The 16,730-nt window shown below is 74.7% G+C and carries 14 protein-coding genes and 3 pseudogenes; 7 read left to right on the top strand and 10 right to left on the bottom strand.

Translation table 11 applies throughout. From position 1 onward, the window contains the following. Positions 1-11 precede the first annotated feature (11 nt). From PGB27_RS22895 to PGB27_RS22910, 4 genes are all read right to left on the bottom strand, one after another. Entirely contained in the window at positions 12-344 is a 333-nt protein-coding gene (locus PGB27_RS22895) for a hypothetical protein (protein WP_274202735.1), read from the bottom strand. Between the two features lie 72 nt (positions 345-416). Continuing rightward, positions 417-3,485, bottom strand: coding sequence for a bifunctional [glutamine synthetase] adenylyltransferase/[glutamine synthetase]-adenylyl-L-tyrosine phosphorylase (locus PGB27_RS22900; protein WP_274202736.1), 3,069 nt, complete (start codon positions 3,483-3,485; stop codon positions 417-419). A 28-nt stretch (positions 3,486-3,513) separates the two neighbouring features. Further along, positions 3,514-4,857, bottom strand: coding sequence for a type I glutamate--ammonia ligase (gene glnA / locus PGB27_RS22905; RefSeq protein ID WP_274202737.1), 1,344 nt, complete (start codon positions 4,855-4,857; stop codon positions 3,514-3,516). A 53-nt stretch (positions 4,858-4,910) separates the two neighbouring features. Beyond that, positions 4,911-6,506 carry an alpha/beta hydrolase gene (locus PGB27_RS22910; RefSeq protein WP_274202738.1) on the bottom strand — a complete coding sequence of 532 codons (1,596 nt, stop codon included), beginning with the start codon at positions 6,504-6,506 and terminating at the stop codon, positions 4,911-4,913. A gap of 201 nt (positions 6,507-6,707) precedes the next feature. Here PGB27_RS22910 and PGB27_RS22915 point away from each other — a divergent pair. From PGB27_RS22915 to panB, 3 genes and pseudogenes are all read left to right on the top strand, one after another. Then, positions 6,708-6,875, top strand: a pseudogene (locus tag PGB27_RS22915) (hypothetical protein); the annotation flags it as partial. A 385-nt stretch (positions 6,876-7,260) separates the two neighbouring features. Further along, positions 7,261-7,641 (top strand): hypothetical protein, encoded by a 381-nt coding sequence (locus PGB27_RS22920; protein WP_274202832.1) that lies wholly within the window; start codon positions 7,261-7,263, stop codon positions 7,639-7,641. Between the two features lie 114 nt (positions 7,642-7,755). Further along, positions 7,756-8,604, top strand: a complete 849-nt coding sequence (panB, locus tag PGB27_RS22925) for a 3-methyl-2-oxobutanoate hydroxymethyltransferase (RefSeq protein ID WP_274202739.1) — start codon at positions 7,756-7,758, stop codon at positions 8,602-8,604. Here the strand turns inward: panB and PGB27_RS22930 are convergent. Both PGB27_RS22930 and PGB27_RS29480 read right to left on the bottom strand, forming a co-directional pair. After that, positions 8,601-9,119 (bottom strand): annotated as a pseudogene (locus PGB27_RS22930) (alpha/beta hydrolase); the annotation flags it as partial. The gene panB and the pseudogene PGB27_RS22930 overlap by 4 nt on opposite strands. Before the next feature lie 161 nt (positions 9,120-9,280). Continuing rightward, positions 9,281-9,667, bottom strand: a pseudogene (locus tag PGB27_RS29480) (ATP-binding protein); the annotation flags it as partial. On the opposite strand from PGB27_RS29480, the gene PGB27_RS22940 reads away from it, so the two are divergent. Continuing rightward, positions 9,612-9,950, top strand: coding sequence for a DUF3140 domain-containing protein (locus PGB27_RS22940; protein WP_274202741.1), 339 nt, complete (start codon positions 9,612-9,614; stop codon positions 9,948-9,950). The pseudogene PGB27_RS29480 and the gene PGB27_RS22940 overlap by 56 nt on opposite strands. A gap of 10 nt (positions 9,951-9,960) precedes the next feature. Here PGB27_RS22940 and npdG read toward each other — a convergent pair whose 3' ends face one another. Together npdG and PGB27_RS22950 are read right to left on the bottom strand one after the other, a co-directional pair. Further along, positions 9,961-10,671, bottom strand: coding sequence for an NADPH-dependent F420 reductase (npdG, locus tag PGB27_RS22945; protein WP_274202742.1), 711 nt, complete (start codon positions 10,669-10,671; stop codon positions 9,961-9,963). A gap of 49 nt (positions 10,672-10,720) precedes the next feature. After that, a complete protein-coding gene (locus PGB27_RS22950; RefSeq protein ID WP_274202743.1) occupies positions 10,721-11,683 on the bottom strand; it encodes an alpha/beta hydrolase fold domain-containing protein in 963 nt (320 codons plus the stop codon). A 270-nt stretch (positions 11,684-11,953) separates the two neighbouring features. Between PGB27_RS22950 and PGB27_RS22955 the strand changes: the two genes are divergently transcribed. Further along, positions 11,954-12,271, top strand: a complete 318-nt coding sequence (locus PGB27_RS22955) for a hypothetical protein (protein WP_274202744.1) — start codon at positions 11,954-11,956, stop codon at positions 12,269-12,271. Positions 12,272-12,368: 97 nt separating this feature from the next. On the opposite strand, the gene PGB27_RS22960 is transcribed toward PGB27_RS22955, so the two are convergent. Further along, the gene (locus tag PGB27_RS22960; RefSeq protein ID WP_274202745.1) at positions 12,369-13,079 is read right to left on the bottom strand and encodes a hypothetical protein; all 711 of its coding nucleotides are present in this window, start codon (positions 13,077-13,079) and stop codon (positions 12,369-12,371) included. Between the two features lie 316 nt (positions 13,080-13,395). Here PGB27_RS22960 and PGB27_RS22965 point away from each other — a divergent pair, with 316 nt between their 5' ends. Continuing rightward, positions 13,396-14,514 carry an alpha/beta fold hydrolase gene (locus PGB27_RS22965; RefSeq protein ID WP_274202746.1) on the top strand — a complete coding sequence of 373 codons (1,119 nt, stop codon included), beginning with the start codon at positions 13,396-13,398 and terminating at the stop codon, positions 14,512-14,514. Between the two features lie 76 nt (positions 14,515-14,590). Further along, positions 14,591-16,252, top strand: a complete 1,662-nt coding sequence (locus PGB27_RS22970) for a catalase (RefSeq protein WP_274202747.1) — start codon at positions 14,591-14,593, stop codon at positions 16,250-16,252. A gap of 88 nt (positions 16,253-16,340) precedes the next feature. On the opposite strand, the gene PGB27_RS22975 is transcribed toward PGB27_RS22970, so the two are convergent. Beyond that, entirely contained in the window at positions 16,341-16,571 is a 231-nt protein-coding gene (locus PGB27_RS22975) for a DUF2795 domain-containing protein (protein WP_274202748.1), read from the bottom strand. Positions 16,572-16,730: the final 159 nt, after the last annotated feature.

Consider the following 16,730-nt stretch of genomic DNA (forward strand, 5'->3'; position numbering starts at 1 on the left):
CTGGCACGGCGTCAGGAGCGGTCCGTCCGACGGTCCGGCACGTCCTCCCGTGGCGACAGGGCTGCCGCGACGACGTACTGGTAGACGTAACGGATCTCCTCGCCCCGGCGCACGGGCAGGCACACCCAGCCGACCCACTCCCCCGTCGTCGTGCGCCGCCAGGCGAGCAGCTCGCCGGGGACGCGGCTCTGGAGGTCGACGCCCTCGGGCATCGGACGGACGGGGGCCTCCCGCGGACGCGGGTAGGCGATCGCGAGATCCACCCAGACCCGCTTGACCTCGTCGCGCTGCAGCGCGCCGGACCGCTCGTTGCGGCGCTGTGCCGGACCCCGTTCGTCGAACACGTGTTCGATCGTCGGGGATGGACGGCCCGAGCGCCACCCACACGCCCGGGTGTGTCCGGAGATCGCCGCGGCTCAGTCCACCAGGTAGAAGATCCGGTCCACGACCGCCCGCGCGCGGCGGGTGACGCGGCGGTACTCGTCGAGGAACTCGCCCGGGTCGTCGTCGGGGTCGTGGCCCAGCGCCGAGGCCACGGCGACGAGGTCACGGCCGGAGCGCGGGACCTCGTCGGTCGGCCGGCCGCGCACGAGCGTGGCGGCGGCGCGGGCGTGGGTGGCCATGGTCCAGCCGGCGACGAGCTCCTCGGCGTCGCCCGGGTCGACGAGCCCGGCCTTCGCCGCCGCGTCGAGGGCCTCGAGCGTCGAGGGCGTCCGCAGCGACGGCACCGCGCCGGCGTGCTGGAGCTGCAGGAGCTGCACGGTCCACTCGACGTCGGACAGCCCGCCGGTGCCGAGCTTGGTGTGCAGGGCCTTGTCGGCGCGCCGGGGCAGGCGCTCGTTGTCGACGCGCGCCTTGATCCGCCGGATCTCGACGGCCTTCTCGTCCGGCAGCCCGTCGGCCGGGTAGCGGTACGGGTCGATGGCCTCGACGAACGCGGCGCCCAGCTCCTCGTCGCCGGCGACCGGCCGCGCGCGCAGGAGCGCCTGGTACTCCCAGGTGTCGGCGAGCCTGGCGTAGTACTGCCGGTAGGAGTCGAGGGTGCGCACGAGCGGCCCGCTCTTGCCCTCCGGGCGCAGCTTGGTGTCGACCTCGAGCGGCGGGTCGGGGCTCGGTGCGCCCAGGGCCGACACGGTCGCCTCGGCCACGGCCTTGGCGTACCGCACGGCCTCGGCGTCGTCGACCCCCTCGGCGGGCTCGCACACGAACAGCACGTCGGCGTCCGACGAGTAGCCGAGCTCCGCGCCCCCGAGCCGCCCCATGCCGATGACGGCGATCCGCGCCGGCGCCGGGTCGCCACCCGTCTGCCCGCGTTCGGCGGCGGCGAGCGCGGCCTGGAGCACCGCGACCCAGATGCTCGACAGCGCCCCGCAGACCGCCGGCACGTCGAGCAGGCCCAGCAGGTCGGCGCACGCCACCCGGACGAGCTCGATGCGGCGCATGGAGCGCCCGACCTGGCCCGCGGACTCCGGGTCGGTGTGACGCGCGACGGCCCGGCGCAGCGATGCAGCGACCTCGTCGGGGCGGCGGGCGACGAGCTCGGCGTTCGGCCCGTCGCCGGCGAGCAGCCGCAGCACCTCGGGCGTCCGCGGCATCATCTCCGCGACCCAGCGCGAGGTGCCCAGCACCCGCATGAGGCGCTCGGCCGCGATCCCCTCGTCGCGCAGGTAGCCCAGGAACCAGGGCGTGTCGGCGAGCGCCTCGGACACCTTGCGGTAGGCGAGCAGCCCGTGGTCGGGGTCGGCGGAGTGGCCGAGCTCGTCGAGCAGCACGGGCAGCAGCGCGCGCTGGATGCGGCTCGCGCGGCTGACGCCGCTGGTCAGCGCCTGCAGGTGCCCGAGCGCGCCCTGCGGCGAGGTCCACCCCAGGGCCTTGAGCCGGCGCATCGCCGACTCCGAGGTGAGCACGAGGTCCTCGCCCGGCACCCGGGCCACCGACTCGAGCAGCGGCCGGTAGAAGAGCTTCTCGTGCAGGCGCCGCACGCGCACCGTGTGCCGCGAGCGCTCGTGCTGGAGCACCCCGACCGCGTCGCGGGACCCGTCGGCGCGCAGCTTGGCCGCGCGCGCGAGCCAGCGCAGGCCCGCGGTGTCGTCGTCGGGCGGGAAGAGGTGGGTGCGGCGCATCTTCTGCAGCTGCACGCGGTGCTCGAGCAGGCGCAGGAAGCGGTACGAGGCGGCGAGGTTCGCGGCGTCGTCGCGCCCGACGTAGCCGCCGTCGGCCAGCGCGGCCAGCGCCTCGAGGGTGTTCTGGCTGCGGATCGTCTCGTCGCCCCGGCCGTGGACCATCTGCAGCAGCTGCACGGCGAACTCGACGTCGCGCAGCCCGCCGCGCCCGAGCTTGAGCTCGCGGTCGGCGTGCTCGGCGCGGATGTGGTCGAGGACGCGGCGGCGCATGGCCCGGACGTCGGCGACGAAGTCGTCACGGTCGGCAGCGCTCCACACCATCGGCGCCAGCGCCTCGCAGTACTCGCGGGCGAGGTCCTCGTCCCCGGCGACCGGGCGGGCCTTGAGCAGGGCCTGGAACTCCCAGGTCTTCGCCCAGCGCTCGTAGTAGGAGACGTGCCCGTCGAGCGTGCGCACGAGCGCGCCCTGCCGGCCCTCGGGGCGCAGGTTGGCGTCGACCTCGAGGAACGCCTCGGTGGCGACGCGCATCATCGTCGAGGCCAGCCGGGTCGCGATGTCCGTCGGGCCCTCGGCCACGAAGATCACGTCGATGTCGCTGACGTAGTTGAGCTCGCGGCCGCCGCACTTGCCCATCCCGATCACGGCGAGACGGCACGGCAGCGGGTCGCCGGGCTCGCGGCCGTCCTTGGTGCCCAGCGCGTCGGCGATCGTCGCATCGGCGACCGCGAGGGAGGCCCGCAGGCCCGCGGCGGCGAGGTCGGCGAGCTGCGCCGCGACGACCTCGACCGGCACGACCGGCAGGTCCGGCTCGCACACCGACTGCAGGTCGGCGGCGGCCAGCGCCAGCACCTGGTCGCGGTAGGCCAGTCGCAGCACCCCGATGCCCGCCGGCTCGAGCACCGTCGCGCGGGGCGCGCCCGCGGCGTCCCGGGCGTGCTCGGCCCCGACCGCCGCGAACAGCGTCTGCGTGCGCTGCTCGAGGTCGGGCAGCCGCGAGGCGTCGTAGGTGCGCCCGGGCGTGTGCTCGGTGCGCAGCGTGCGCCACCGGTCGGGGTGGCCGACGAGGTGGTCACCGAGCGCGGTGGACCCGCCGAGCACCGAGAGCAGCCGCCCGCGCAGGCCCTGGTCGGTGCGCAGGGCCTCGTCGAGCGTCGACCACTCCTGCTCCCCCATCGCCTCGCGCAGCCGCTCGACGGCGAGCAGCGCGAGGTCCGGGTCGGGGCTGCGCGCCAGCGCCCAGACGACGAGCTCGGCGCCCGGGACCGGGGCGTCCTCGTCCCACCAGCCCAGCGCCCCGAGGCGGGGGCCGGCGTCGGGGTCGGTCAGCCCGAGGCGCGCCGGTGCGCGGTGGGCGCGGGTCATGCGGTCACCGAACGGATCACGGCGCCGGTCACAGCGTCGGCAGGTACGTCGCCAGCTCGTACGGGGTGACGTTGCGCCGGTAGGCGTCCCACTCCGCGCGCTTGTTGCGCAGGAAGAAGTCGAAGACGTGCTCGCCGAGGACCTCCGCCATGAGCTCGGAGCGCTCCATCGCCGCGAGCGCGCCGTCGAGGTTCTGCGGCAGCGTCTCGTAGCCCATCGCGCGGCGCTCGCCCTCGGAGAGCATCCAGACGTTGTCCTCCGCGGCCGGCGGCAGCTCGTAGCCCTCGGCGACGCCCTGCAGGCCGGCGCCGAGGATCGCGGCGTAGGCCAGGTAGGGGTTGGCGGCGGTGTCGATCGTGCGCACCTCGACCCGGCGCGACGACGCCTTGCCCGGCGAGTACATCGGGACGCGGACCAGCGCCGAGCGGTTCGCGTGGCCCCAGCACACGGTCGTCGGGGCCTCGCCGCCGACGATGAGGCGCTTGTAGGAGTTGACGAACTGGTTGGTCACCGCGGAGATCTCGCGGGCGTGGCGCAGGACGCCGGCGACGAACGCCTTGCCGGTCTTGGACAGCTCGTAGGGCTCGGACGCGTCGTGGAAGGCGTTCTGGTCGCCCTCGAAGAGGCTGACGTGCGTGTGCATCGCCGAGCCGGGGTGCTCGGTGAACGGCTTGGGCATGAAGGACGCGTTGACGCCCTGGGTGATCGCGACCTCCTTGACGATGTAGCGGAAGGTCATGATGTTGTCCGCCATCGTCAGGGCGTCGGCGTAGCGCAGGTCGATCTCCTGCTGGCCCGGCCCGCCCTCGTGGTGGCTGAACTCCACCGAGATCCCCATGGCTTCGAGCGCCTCGATGCAGCGGCGCCGGAAGTGCGGCGCGACGTCGTGGCTGGCCTGGTCGAAGTAGCCGCCGGTGTCGGCGGGCACCGGCGGCGTGCCGTCACCGGGCAGGTCGCGCAGCAGGTAGAACTCGATCTCGGGGTGCACGTAGCAGGTGAAGCCGGCCTCGGCGGCGCGCGAGAGGCCGCGGCGCAGCACGTGGCGCGGGTCGGCCCAGGACGGCGAGCCGTCGGGCATCGTGATGTCGCAGAACATGCGCGCCGAGTAGTGCCCGCCGCCCGCGGTCTCCCACGGGAGCACCTGGAACGTCGACGGGTCGGGCTTCGCGACCATGTCCGACTCGTAGACGCGGGCGAAGCCCTCGATCGCCGACCCGTCGAACCCGATGCCCTCGGCGAAGGCACCCTCGAGCTCGGCCGGGGCGACGGCCACCGATTTGAGGTAACCGAGCACGTCGGTGAACCACAGCCGCACGAAGCGGATGTCGCGTTCCTCCAGCGTGCGCAGGACGAACTCCTGCTGGCGATCCATGCCGCCGACCCTAGGTCCGGGTACAGATCCCCGAAAGCCGGGGCTCGGTCACGTCAGGACGCCGGGCACGTCGCCCCGGGCGGGGCGGGGGTGCCGTCGATGAGGTAGCGGGTCGCGATGTCGTCGACGCACGGCGAGCTCTGGAACACCGCGGTGTGCTCGTCGCCGACCTTGGTGAGCAGCGATCCGCCCAGCGCACGGGCCAGCTCCACGCCGGCCTGGTAGGGCGTGGCCGGGTCGCCGGTGGTCGAGACGACCAGCGGCGGCGCGAGGCCCGGGACCTGCGGCACGTGCGGCTGGCTCGTCGGCGGGGTCGGCCAGAACGCGCAGCTGTCGCGCGCCGACGACGCCCCGCGCCCGCTGTCGAGGAACGGCGCGGCCTCGTTGTAGGCCTGCGCGCGGGCCAGCGACTGGGCCGGGTCGGTGACGCGCGGGTCGTCGGCGCAGCGCACGACCTCGAACGCGTCCTGCGACGAGGCGTAGGTGCCGTCGCGGTTCCGCTCGTAGTACTCGTCGGCGAGCGTCATCAGCGCGGCGCCCTGACCGGCCCGGAGGTCGTTGAGTGCCCGGACCAGGCGCGGCCAGTAGGTCTCGACGTAGAGCGCGTTGATCGTGCCCTGCTGGGCGTCGGCGTAGGACAGCACGCGCCCGTCGGGCAGCGGGAGCGGCGCGTCGATCAGGGGGCGCGTGAGCTGCTGGTAGGCCTGGGTGGTGCGGGCCGGGTCCTGGCCGAGCGGGCAGTCGGGCCGCGACGCGCAGTCGCGGGCGAACGCGTCGAACGCACCCTGGAAGCCGCGGCCCTGCTCGATGAGCTCGGCCGTCGGGTCCTGGTCGGGGTCGAGCGCGCCGTCGAGCACCATCGCCCGCACGTTTGCCGGGAACTGCTCGGCGTACGTGGAGCCGATCCGGGTGCCGTAGGAGTAGCCGAGGTAGGTGAGGCGGGGGTCGCCGAGCGTCGCCCGCAGGACGTCCATGTCCCGGGCGACGTCGCGGGTGCCGGCGTTGGCGAGCAGGTCCAGGCCGCTGCGCTGGGCGCACAGCTCGGCCGTGCGCCGTTCCTCGGCCTCGGTCTGGGCGACACCGGCGGGGGACGCGTCGGTGTCGTCGTCGCGGCGGTCGGCGTCCCGCTCGGCGGGCTCGAGGCAGCGGATGGTGGGCTCGCTGGCACCGACGCCCCGGGGGTCGAAGCCGACGATGTCGAAGCGCCGCCCGACCTCGGTCTGCGCCAGCGAGGTCGACAGGTAGGCGGCGGTCTGGACGCCCGAGGCCCCCGGCCCACCCGGGTTGATCACCAACGACCCGATCCGCTCCGGCGACGCCGGCGCCGCGTGGCGCAGCACGGCGATGGTCCCGGTGCGCTCGCCGGGCCGCGCGTAGTCGAGCGGCACCTCCATGCGGGCGCACTGGAACGCCGGGTCGGCGAAGATCTGGCGGTCCTCGGGCGTGCCGGCGAACGGCACGCACGGGCCCCACGCGAGCTGCTGGCCGTAGAAGCGCTCCAGCCCGGGCGGCGCGGCGGCGGCCGGGTCGGGCACCGCGACCCCCGGCACGACCTGCGCGCACGCCCCGAGCACGACCGCGGCGACCCCGAGGACGGCGGCGACCAGGGCACTCGGACGACGGCGGTGTCGGGCGGGGGCGGCGCGCACGGCGGCCACCCTCCCACGGAGCCCGTGATCGTCCGGTGACGGGCTCGGGTGCCGCTTCCCCGCCGACGCGTCGGGTCGCACGAGCTCTTCTCGGTGTCCGACCCCGAGGCGACCCCGTGACCTCCGGCCCAGGCTCGGGCGATGGACGACGGGCACGTGGTGGTGTGCGGCGCGGGGATCGTCGGACTCGCGCTGGCGATGATGCTGGCGGGTGACGGACGCCGCGTGACCGTGCTGGAGTCCGATCCGTCGCCGGCACCCGACGGTGCCTCGGCGGCGTGGTCGGGGTGGTCCCGACGCGGCGTGGCGCAGTTCCACCAGCCGCACGCGCTACTTCTCGGGCGCGCTGCCCGAGTGGCGCTCGGGGCCCCTCACGCAGCACGGGACGATCTCGGTCCTGACGCTCCCGTCCGACAACGACACCTGGTCGGTGACGGTGTGCGGGAGCTCCCGGGACGTGCCGCTCAAGGAGCTGCGTCGTCCCGACTGCTTCGACCGGGTGCTGCGCGGCTTCCCACTCCAGGCGCACTGGGTGGACGCGCCGGCCGACTCCGGTGTCGTCGGCGACGCCTGGGCCTGCACCAACCCGTCGGCCGGCCGGGCTTCCACGAGCTCGGGGACGACCGGGTCGCCCCGTGGGTCCGTGACCAGCTGCGCGCCGACCGGGCCCGCGTCGCGGAGATGAACGCCCTCCGCCGCGGCGAGACCCCACCGGCGCCCGATCCCGACCGTCGCCGCCTTCGCCGCGGCCGCGGTGGAGGACCCCGAGGTCTTCCGGGCCTTCCTCGAGGTCCTCCTGTGCCTCGCCCTGCCCACCGAGGTCCTCGCCCGGCCGCACATCGTCGCCGTCGCCCGACGGCGTGGCAAGGCACCCGTGCCCCGCCCGGGCCGGACCGGTCGGAGCTGCTGGACCTCATCGCGGGGTGAGCCGCACCCGCGGCCCCAGCACATGGTCACGACCACGGTCTGGGCGCTGAGCCGGCACCCGGAGCAGCGCGACCGCGTCCTCGCCGGCCCCTCGCTGTGGTCGGTCGCGTTCGACGAGGCGCTGCGGTGCGTGGTTCGGCTGGGTGTTCCGGGGCCTCACCGACCTGCCCGTGACGTGGGAGCCGTCCTGACCCGCTCGCCGCTGTGAGGCTGGTCCCAGCGGGCGGCCGCCGCGCTCGCGCGGTGACACGGTGTGCTCATCCACCCCGACGACCCGGGGACCCGCCGCACCCGGTGGGCCTCGAGGCAAGGACGGACGACGATGACGTCACCCGGCACCTCCGCGTCCACTTCTTCTGGGCGCCCCCGACGCACCCGCGTGCACCACCTCCAGGAGATGAAGGCCCGCGGCGAGCGCTGGCCGATGCTCACGGCCTACGACGTGAACACCGCGCGGATCTTCGACGAGGCCGGCGTGCCCGTCCTCCTCGTCGGCGACTCGGCCGGCAACACCGTGCTCGGCTACGACACCACCGTGCCGGTGACCACCGAGGAGCTGCTGATCCTCACCCGCGCCGTGGTGCGCGGGGCCCCGCACGCGCTGGTCGTCGCCGACCTCCCCTTCGGCAGCTACCAGGTCTCGGTCGAGCAGGCCGTCACCACCGCCGTCGAGTTCATGAAGTCCGGCGGCGCCCACGCCGTGAAGCTCGAGGGCGGGGCGCACTACGCCGACCGCATCCGGGCGATCGTCGACGCCGGCATCCCGGTGATGGCGCACCTCGGCTTCACCCCGCAGAGCGAGCACGCCCTCGGCGGCTACCGCGTGCAGGGCCGGGGCGACGACGCGGCCGAGAAGCTCCTCGCCGACGCCCGCGCGGTCACCGAGGCGGGCGCGTTCGCCGTCGTCCTCGAGATGGTGCCCGCGCACGTCGCCAAGCGGGTGACGGCCGAGGTGCCGATCCCGACCGTCGGCATCGGCGCCGGCCCCGAGTGCGACGCGCAGGTGCTGGTGTGGACCGACATGGCCGGGCTCTCCGACCCGTCCCGGCGCACGCCGAAGTTCGTCAAGCGCTACGCCGACCTCGGCTCCGTCCTCGCCGACGCCGCGGGCACCTACGCCCGTGAGGTGCGCGAGGGCGTCTTCCCGGGCCCCGAGCACAGCTTCGACTAGACGCGCTCCGCGATCAGCCCGGCGACCAGGGCCGGGTCCTCGAGCGGCATGGCGTGCCCGACGCCGGGCAGGGCGACGAGCTCGGCGCCGGGCACCCAGCCGGCCAGCGCGCGCGTGGTCTCCTCGTGGGACTCCGTGGCGCCGTCGGTGCCGTAGACGAACGTCGTCGGGGCGGCGACGCGACTCGCCGTGGCCTCGTCGACCGGCCACTCCATCGCGGCGACGACCTCGTCGGCCAGGAAGAACCGGGAGTCGCGGACCACGCGCTCGACCGCGCCGTCGCCCAGGCGCTCGCGGACGAGGTCGGCCCAGCCCGGTCCGCAGACGCCGGTCATGAACGTGTCGATCGCGCCGCGGACGTCGCCCGCCTGCGCCGCGCCGAGGGCGGGACCGACCGCGGTGCGGACCAGCTCCTCCGCGGACGGACCGGCCGGACTCGGTGCCGGCTCGAGGAGCACGAGCCGCCCGACGGCCTCGGGCGCGTCGATCGCGGCCTGCAGGGCCATGCTGGCGCTCGAGGAGTGGCCCGATCGTGAGGGCGGCGAGCACCGCGTCCTGGGTCAGCGCGTGGCGCCAGCGCAGCCCGCCGTCCGTGACGGGCACGAGCAGGCGGACCTCGACCGCGCGGCGCAGCGCCCCCGCTGACCGCCGGCCCCGGCGTCCACGCGGGCAGCACGCGGGCGAGGACCGCGCGGAACGGCACGAGGCGCGGGTCGTCGGCGAGCGCCGGGTCCGCGACGCCGGCCAGCGCCTCGGCGAGCGGGCGGTACGGCCCGCCGCCGGGCACGGCGTGCCCGCGCAGCACCCACGCGCCCGCCGCCGCGACCCGGACGGCGACCTCGTCGAGCAGCCGGGTCTTGCCGCTGCCCGCCTCGCCGGCGACCAGCGTCACCCCTCCCGGACCGGACAGCGCCGCCCCGACCAGGGCCGCGACCTCGTCGTCCCGCCCGGTCAGCGGCGCCGCGCCCGGCCCGGCCTGCATCGACCCAGTGTGGGTAACCGCGCCCATGGCCGAGAAGACCAGTGAGCAGATCCGCTCGGAGTTCGACGACGTCGTCAACATGAGTCCCAAGGAGCTCGAGGACTGGTTGGGCACCGACGAGTCGCAGTCGGTGGGTCAGTCGTCGGGCGACGACGACGAGTCGACGGGCCACTACATGGGCCGGCGGATCGTCGAGATCCAGAAGAAGGACGAGGGCGACCTCGACGACGACGACCTCGCGGCGATGAAGAAGGTCCACGGCTACGTCGCGCGGCACACGAAGCAGAAGCCGTCCAAGGAGGACATCGAGACGTCGAAGTGGCGCTACTCGCTCATGAACTGGGGCCACGATCCCCTGAAGTGAGCGGAGGCACCTACTCGAGGTCCGTGATCTTGATGCCGGCGTGCACCTTGTAGCGGCGGTTGATCGCGATGAGGTTCGCCGTCAGGCACTCCACCTGGTAGGCGTTGCGCAGCCGGCCGCCGTAGATCCCGCGCACGCCCGGGATGGCATCGGCGAGGGCGCGCACGACGTCGGTGGCCTCGCGGTCGTCGCCGAGGACGAGGACGTCGCAGTCGACCCGGTCCTGCTCGAGGTCGGCGAGCAGCACCGCGGAGACGTTGTGGAACGCCGCGGTGACGCGCGACTCGGGCAGCAGCTGCTCGGCCTGCTGCGCCGCGCTGCCCTCCTCGACCGGCAGCGGGTACGGGCCCTTCTTGTCGAAGCCGATCGGCACGACGCAGTCGACGACGATCTTGCCCTTGAGCTGGTCGGCGAGCCCGCGCAGCGTCTCGGCGTGCGACTCCCAGGGCACCGCGGCCACGACGACGTCGGCCTCGGACGCGCAGGTCGCGTTGTCCGCGCCCCGGACGTGGTCGACGCCGGCGGCCTGGCAGTACTCCTTCGCCGAGTTCTCGGCGCGCTCGGCGGCGCGCGAGCCGACGATGACCTCGATGCCCGCGCGCGCCCAGCGCAGCGCCAGCCCCTGGCCCTGGTTGCCGGTGCCACCGAGCACCCCGACGGTCAGGGTGGTCGGGTCGACGGCCCCGTCGGAGGACGAGTCGGACGAGGTCGGTGCGTTCACGGCGCGGGCTCCCAGCACGAACGGTCAGGACGGACGGTCTCTACCACGATCAGCCCGTGAGCAACCCGGCGAGCATCCCGGCCAGCTCGGCGTGCAGCGCCGTGACCGCGGCGTCGGCGGCCGGCACGGCCGCGGTGAACCCGTAGAAGCCGTGCACGAGCGCGGGGTGCTCGCGGCGACGGGCGTCCACACCCGCGGCGGCGAGCGCGTCGGCGAAGGCGTGACCGGCGTCGCGCAGCGGGTCGTAGCCCGCCGTCGCCACGATCGTCGGCGGGAACCCGGCCAGCGTCTCCGCGCGCAGCGGGGAGAGCCGGACGTCGCCGCGCGGGTCGTGGCCGGCGAGGTAGAGCTTCGAGCAGGCGCGCACGTCCGACGCCGTGAGCCAGTAGCCCTCGGCGTTCTCGGCGACCGACGGGTAGCGGCCCTCGAAGTCCGGTGGCGGGTAGACGAGCAGGCACGCCGCCGGGGCCCGGCCCTCGTCGCGCAGCGCCAGCGCGGCGACCGCGGCGAGGTTCGCCCCGGCGCTGTCCCCGACGAGCGCGAGCGGCCGCGTCCCGTCGTGCAGGGCCCGGACCGCGGCGAGGGTGTCGTCCAGCGGTACCGGGAACGGGTGCTCGGGCGCGAGCCGGTGGTCGAGGGCGGCGACCTCGGCACCGAGGTCGTCGGCGAGCCGCTCGGCCACGGCGTCGTAGGCCTCGCCGCCGCCGAGCACCCAGCCGCCGCCGTGCACGAAGACGACGAGGGCGTCGCGGGAGCGGGTCGCCGGACGGTGCCACCGCACCGCGACCCCGCCCGCCTCGCCGATCTCCGGCGCCCGCGTCGGGTGTCCCGCCGCCTCGGCCATCTGGGCCGCGAACCGGGCCCGCGCCTCGTCCACACCGTCGGTCGACCCGGGCACGGTGCCGGCGAACATCGCGGGCTGGTCGGCCCAACGGTCGAGCAGCGCGCGCACGCCCGCGTCGAGGGGTGCGCGGGCGGTGTCGGCCTCGGGACCGTCGGGTACGGCGCTCACCGGCGTCACCCTAGGACTCGGCACGATTCACCTGCTCGGGTCATCCCCGCCATCCGGGTGACGCAGGGATGATGTGCCGCGACGACGGGGATCCGCCGTTGCCGAATCGATACCGAAGGCGCGGAACCTCCCGCCCCCCGCAGGCGTCATCCCGGTGTCGATCCCCGCGACGCCCCGGAGCTCTCCGGCCTGCCCGGCCGCGAGCGCCGGCGCGGCTCCCCGACGCGCCCCCGCTGGACCCTCACGACCTCGAAGGACCGACGCACCGCGATGGCTCTCCCCTGGCCGCACAGCACCCCGACCCTGCCCCGTCCCGTCCCCGCGCCCCGTCCGGCCGGCCCGGCCGCGCGTGCCGCGGCGCTGACCGATCGCGTCGGCACCGCCGCGCGCCGCCACCCCGCGCTGGTCCGCCTCGGGGAGATCGCGGCCAGTCCGCTCACCGCGCTGGTCGTCATGCTCCTCGGCCTCGCGCTGCTCTTCGTCCTGCCGGCGGTCGGGCTGCCCTTCGTGGCGCTCGTGGTCCTGCCGGCGGTCGTGTTCCACCTGCGCCCCGAGCGCCGGACCGCGCTGCGTCGCCCCCTGCGCTGACCGGCGCCCCCGGGTCCCGCACCGACGGCCCCGCTCCCGAGAGGGGGCGGGGCCGTCGGCGTTCCGGGACGGGGAGCCCCGCGTGGTGCGGGTCGGCTCAGCCGTCGCCCGCCGACCCGCTGGTGGGGGTGCCGGACGACGGCTCCGACGACGGGCTGCTCGGCTCCGAGGTCGGCTCCGAGGTCGGCTCCGAGGTCGGCTCCGAGGTCGGCTCCGAGCTCGGCTCGGAGCTCGGCTCGGACGAGGACCCGGTCGTCGGGGTGGGGCTCGGGGTGGGGCTCGGCGTCGTGCTCGGCGTGCCGGGAGTCGTGCTCGGCGCGCCCGTGCCCGTGCCCGGGCGGGTGGTGGGGCGCCCGCTCGACGAGGTGGGTCGCGAGGGCCGCTCGTCGCCCCGGACCGCGGGGGCCGGGCGGGGCGCGACGTCGACGGCCGCCGGGCCCGGTGCCGCCGCCCCCGGTCCGGGCGCCCCGGGAGCCGGGGTCGGCAGCGCCGGGAGGGGCTGCCGGTCGGCGCGCAGGTCGAGGTCCGCGACGGTCGGTGTGATCGTCGTCGACGGCGGGGCCACCGCACCGATCGGCGCGAGGGCCGGGGCGGCCCACGGCAAGGGGCTGTCCAGCTCGGCCTCGGCGACCGGCAGGCCGACGGTGGTCGAGGACTGGGTGATCGTCTGGTAGACCGCCGTCGACAGCGACGCCGCGCCGACGATCCCGACGCCGAGGCCCGCGAGGACGCGGGTCCGCCGCTCCCGGCGCCGGTCCCCGGATCCGACCTCGCCGGGTGTCTCCGGGACGGGCTCCGACGGCGTCACGGTGATCGGTCTCCTCGTCCCTCGGCGGCCCGGGCGTGCGGGTGCCGCGTCCTCCACGGCGCCCCGCCGCCCCGGGACGATCGACCCGGGGCGGCGCCAACCGATCCAACGCGGCATCGGTGTGATCGTCGTTCTGACGATCGGGCGGAATGGCCGCGGCCCGGACGGCCCAGCGCACTGGTCCACCCCTGCGGCGCGGACCTGCGGAAACGACGCCTCGCGCACCACCGAGCCATCACGGATGGTGAGTGCCCTCCACGACGCGTGAGTGACGTCCGGCGCCGACGCGGCCCGGACGGCCCTAGCATCGGCGCCCGTGACCGCCGAGGAGCAGCCGCCCGCGCCGACGTCCGGGCCCTCGCTGCCCGCCCTCACCTCCGGGCCGGCGCGCACCGCCTCGCGCATCGGGGAGAACCTGTGGGAGTGGGTGACCCACGGCCACCTCGCCGACACGCGCCGGATGCCGCGCCTGCCGGTGCTCCTCGGCGAGGGCTACACCGTGCACCGCTACGAGCCCACCGTGCCGGTCGACCCCGCGCTCGCGCCGCTGCTGCTCGTGCCGCCGCTCGGAGCGCCCGACTTCGCGTTCGACCTGCGCCGCGGCGCCAGCCTCGTCGAGGACCTGCTCGCCACCGGCCGCGAGATCTTCATCGTGACCTACGACGCCACGGGCCGGGGTGCCGGACGTCGCGGGCTCGAACTGTGGGTCGACGAGATCCTCCCGGCCGCCCTGTACGCCGTCGCCGACGAGCACGACGGCGCGCCCGTGCACCTCGCCGGCTGGAGCCTCGGCGGCCTGTTCACGCTGCTCACGGCGGCGAGCAGGGTCTCGGGGGCGCCGGTGCGTTCGGTGACGGCCTTCGCGTCGCCCGTCGACGTCGCCGCGGTCCCCCTGGTGGCGCCGTTCCGCTCGGTCGCCGAGTACACCGGCGGCAGGATCTTCTCCACGGCCTACCGCACGCTCGGCTCCTTCCCGGCGACGGCGGTGAAGTGGGCGTTCCAGCTGACCAGCGTCGAGCGCTACCTGACGAAGCCCGTGACGCTCGCGACCCACCTCGACGACCGCGAGCTGCTCGAGCAGATCGAGGCCGTCGACCTGCTCATGGACAACATGACCGCCTACCCCGGGCGGGCCTTCGGGCAGATCTACCACCACGTGATCCGGTCGAACGACCTCGCCGAGGACCGCCTGCGCCTGGCCGGGCGCCCGGTGCGCCTGGCCGACGTCGACGTCCCGGTGCTGCTCGTCGCGGGTGCCGACGACGTCATCGCCCCGGTCGCGGCCGTCGAACGCGCCACGGAGCTCCTGACCGGCAGCCCCGACCTGCGCTTCGTCGTCCGGCCGGGCGGGCACCTCGGCGTGCTGGCCGGCCGGCGGGCCCGCGAGAACTCCTGGCGCGACCTCGAGGCGTTCCTCGCCGACCACGATCACTGATCGACGCGTGTTGGGGGCGACGGAACGTCGGGTAGGCCCCGATGGTTCGCGCCATCCCACCACGAGGAGCTCCTCCATGACCGACGTGTCCAGCAAGGGTCCGGCGCCGGGTGACGACCGCGCGGTGCTGACCAACCGGCAGGGCCACCCGGTCTACGACAACCAGAACCAGCGCACGGTCGGCGCGCGGGGGCCGGCGACGCTCGAGAACTACCAGTTCCTCGAGAAGATCAGCCACTTCGACCGCGAGCGGATCCCCGAGCGCGTCGTGCACGCCCGCGGCGCGCTCTCGTACGGCTACTTCGAGTCCTACGGCACCTGGGGCGACGAGCCGATCGGGCAGTACACGCGCGCGAAGCTCTTCGCCGAGCAGGGCAAGCGCACCGACGTCGCCGTCCGGTTCTCCAGCGTCATCGGCGGCCGCGACTCCTCCGAGTGCGCCCGCGACCCCCGCGGTTTCGCGGTGAAGTTCTACACCGAGGACGGCAACTGGGACCTCGTCGGCAACAATCTCGCGGTCTTCTTCATCCGCGACGCCATCAAGTTCCCCGACGTGATCCACGCGCTCAAGCCGGACCCCGTGACGTTCCGGCAGGAGCCGAACCGGATCTTCGACTTCATGTCGCAGACGCCGGAGAGCATGCACATGCTCATGAACCTGTTCAGCCCGCGCGGTATCCCGTCGGACTACCGCCACATGCAGGGCTTCGGCGTCAACACCTACAAGTGGCTCAACGACCAGGGCGAGTCGGTGCTGGTCAAGTACCACTGGATCCCGACCCAGGGCGTGCGCTCGATGACCGAGGAGGACGCCGCCAACGTCCAGGCGCACGAGCTCGGGCACGCGACCAAGGACCTCTACGAGGCCATCGAGAACGGCGACTACCCCGAGTGGGAGCTGCGCGTCCAGATGATGGCCGACGGTGAGCACCCGGAGCTCGACTTCGACCCGCTCGACGACACCAAGACCTGGCCGGAGAACGACTTCCCGGCCAAGCCGGTCGGCCGGATGGTGCTCGACCGCAACGTCGTCAACCAGTTCGCGGAGAACGAGCAGATCGCGTTCGGCACCGGCGTGCTGGTCGACGGCCTGGACTTCTCCGACGACAAGATGCTGGTGGGCCGGACGTTCTCGTACTCCGACACCCAGCGCTACCGCGTGGGGCCCAACTACCTGCAGCTGCCGGTCAACCAGGCGAAGAACGCCCGGGTGGCCACCAACCAGCGTGACGGGCAGATGGAGTACTACGTCGACCACGTCCCGGGCACGAACCCGCACGTCAACTACGAGCCGTCGATCCACGGTGGCCTGCGGGAGGCGCAGTACCCGCAGCACGACGAGCAGGGCCCGGTCATCGAGGGCCGGCTCACCCGCAAGCGGATCCCGCTCACCCAGGACTACAAGCAGGCCGGCCAGCGCTACCTGCTCTCCGAGGACTGGGAGCGCGACGACCTGGTGGCCAACTTCGTCACCCTGCTCGGCCAGTGCGAGCGCGACGTGCAGGAGCGCATGGTCTGGCACTTCTTCATGGTCGAGGACGAGCTGGGCTCGCGGGTCGGCGAGGGCCTGGGCATCAAGGCCTCCGACGTCGCCCACCTCGAGCCGCTGGAGAGCCAGACGCTCTCCGACGAGGACCAGCAGCGCCTGGCCAACCTCGGCGCCAACGGGCGCCGCGACGTCGAGGGTCTGGTCATGACCCACTGCGTCCCCGACGAGCGGCACGTGGTCACCCGCTAGGCCACCCCGCCCCCGGAACGACCGAAGGGCCCCCTCGCTCGACCTGGTCGAGCGATGGGGCCCTTCGGTCGTCTCGGCGGGCGCTGCGTCAGCGCGCCTCGGGCGGGATCTCGTCGGGGTGGTCGTCCTCGGCGAGCGACACCGAGGCGACGACGTCCTTCGGGCTGCCGTACTCCACCGGCGGGATCGCGCGCAGGGCACGGGCCGTCTGCTCGTCGTCGCGGCGACGGGCGGCCTCGACGAGCGTGTCGCGGTCGGCGGGGAACGAGACGCCGTCCAGGGCGGCGTCGAGGCGATCACGGGTGGTGGACGCGGACACGGGCGGCTCCTCGGTCGTGTCGGTCGGGTCCCGGTCGGTCCGGGGCGCGAGCCGTGGTGCCCGCCGCGCCCGGCGGGGCACACCTGGCCGGTGAACCACACCGATGTGGTTCACCCGGCCCTGCCGGAGATCCCTCCCCGCGCCTCCCGTACGGTCGGC

The organism is Actinomycetospora lemnae (assembly GCF_028737315.1).
GTDB lineage: Bacteria > Actinomycetota > Actinomycetes > Mycobacteriales > Pseudonocardiaceae > Actinomycetospora > Actinomycetospora lemnae.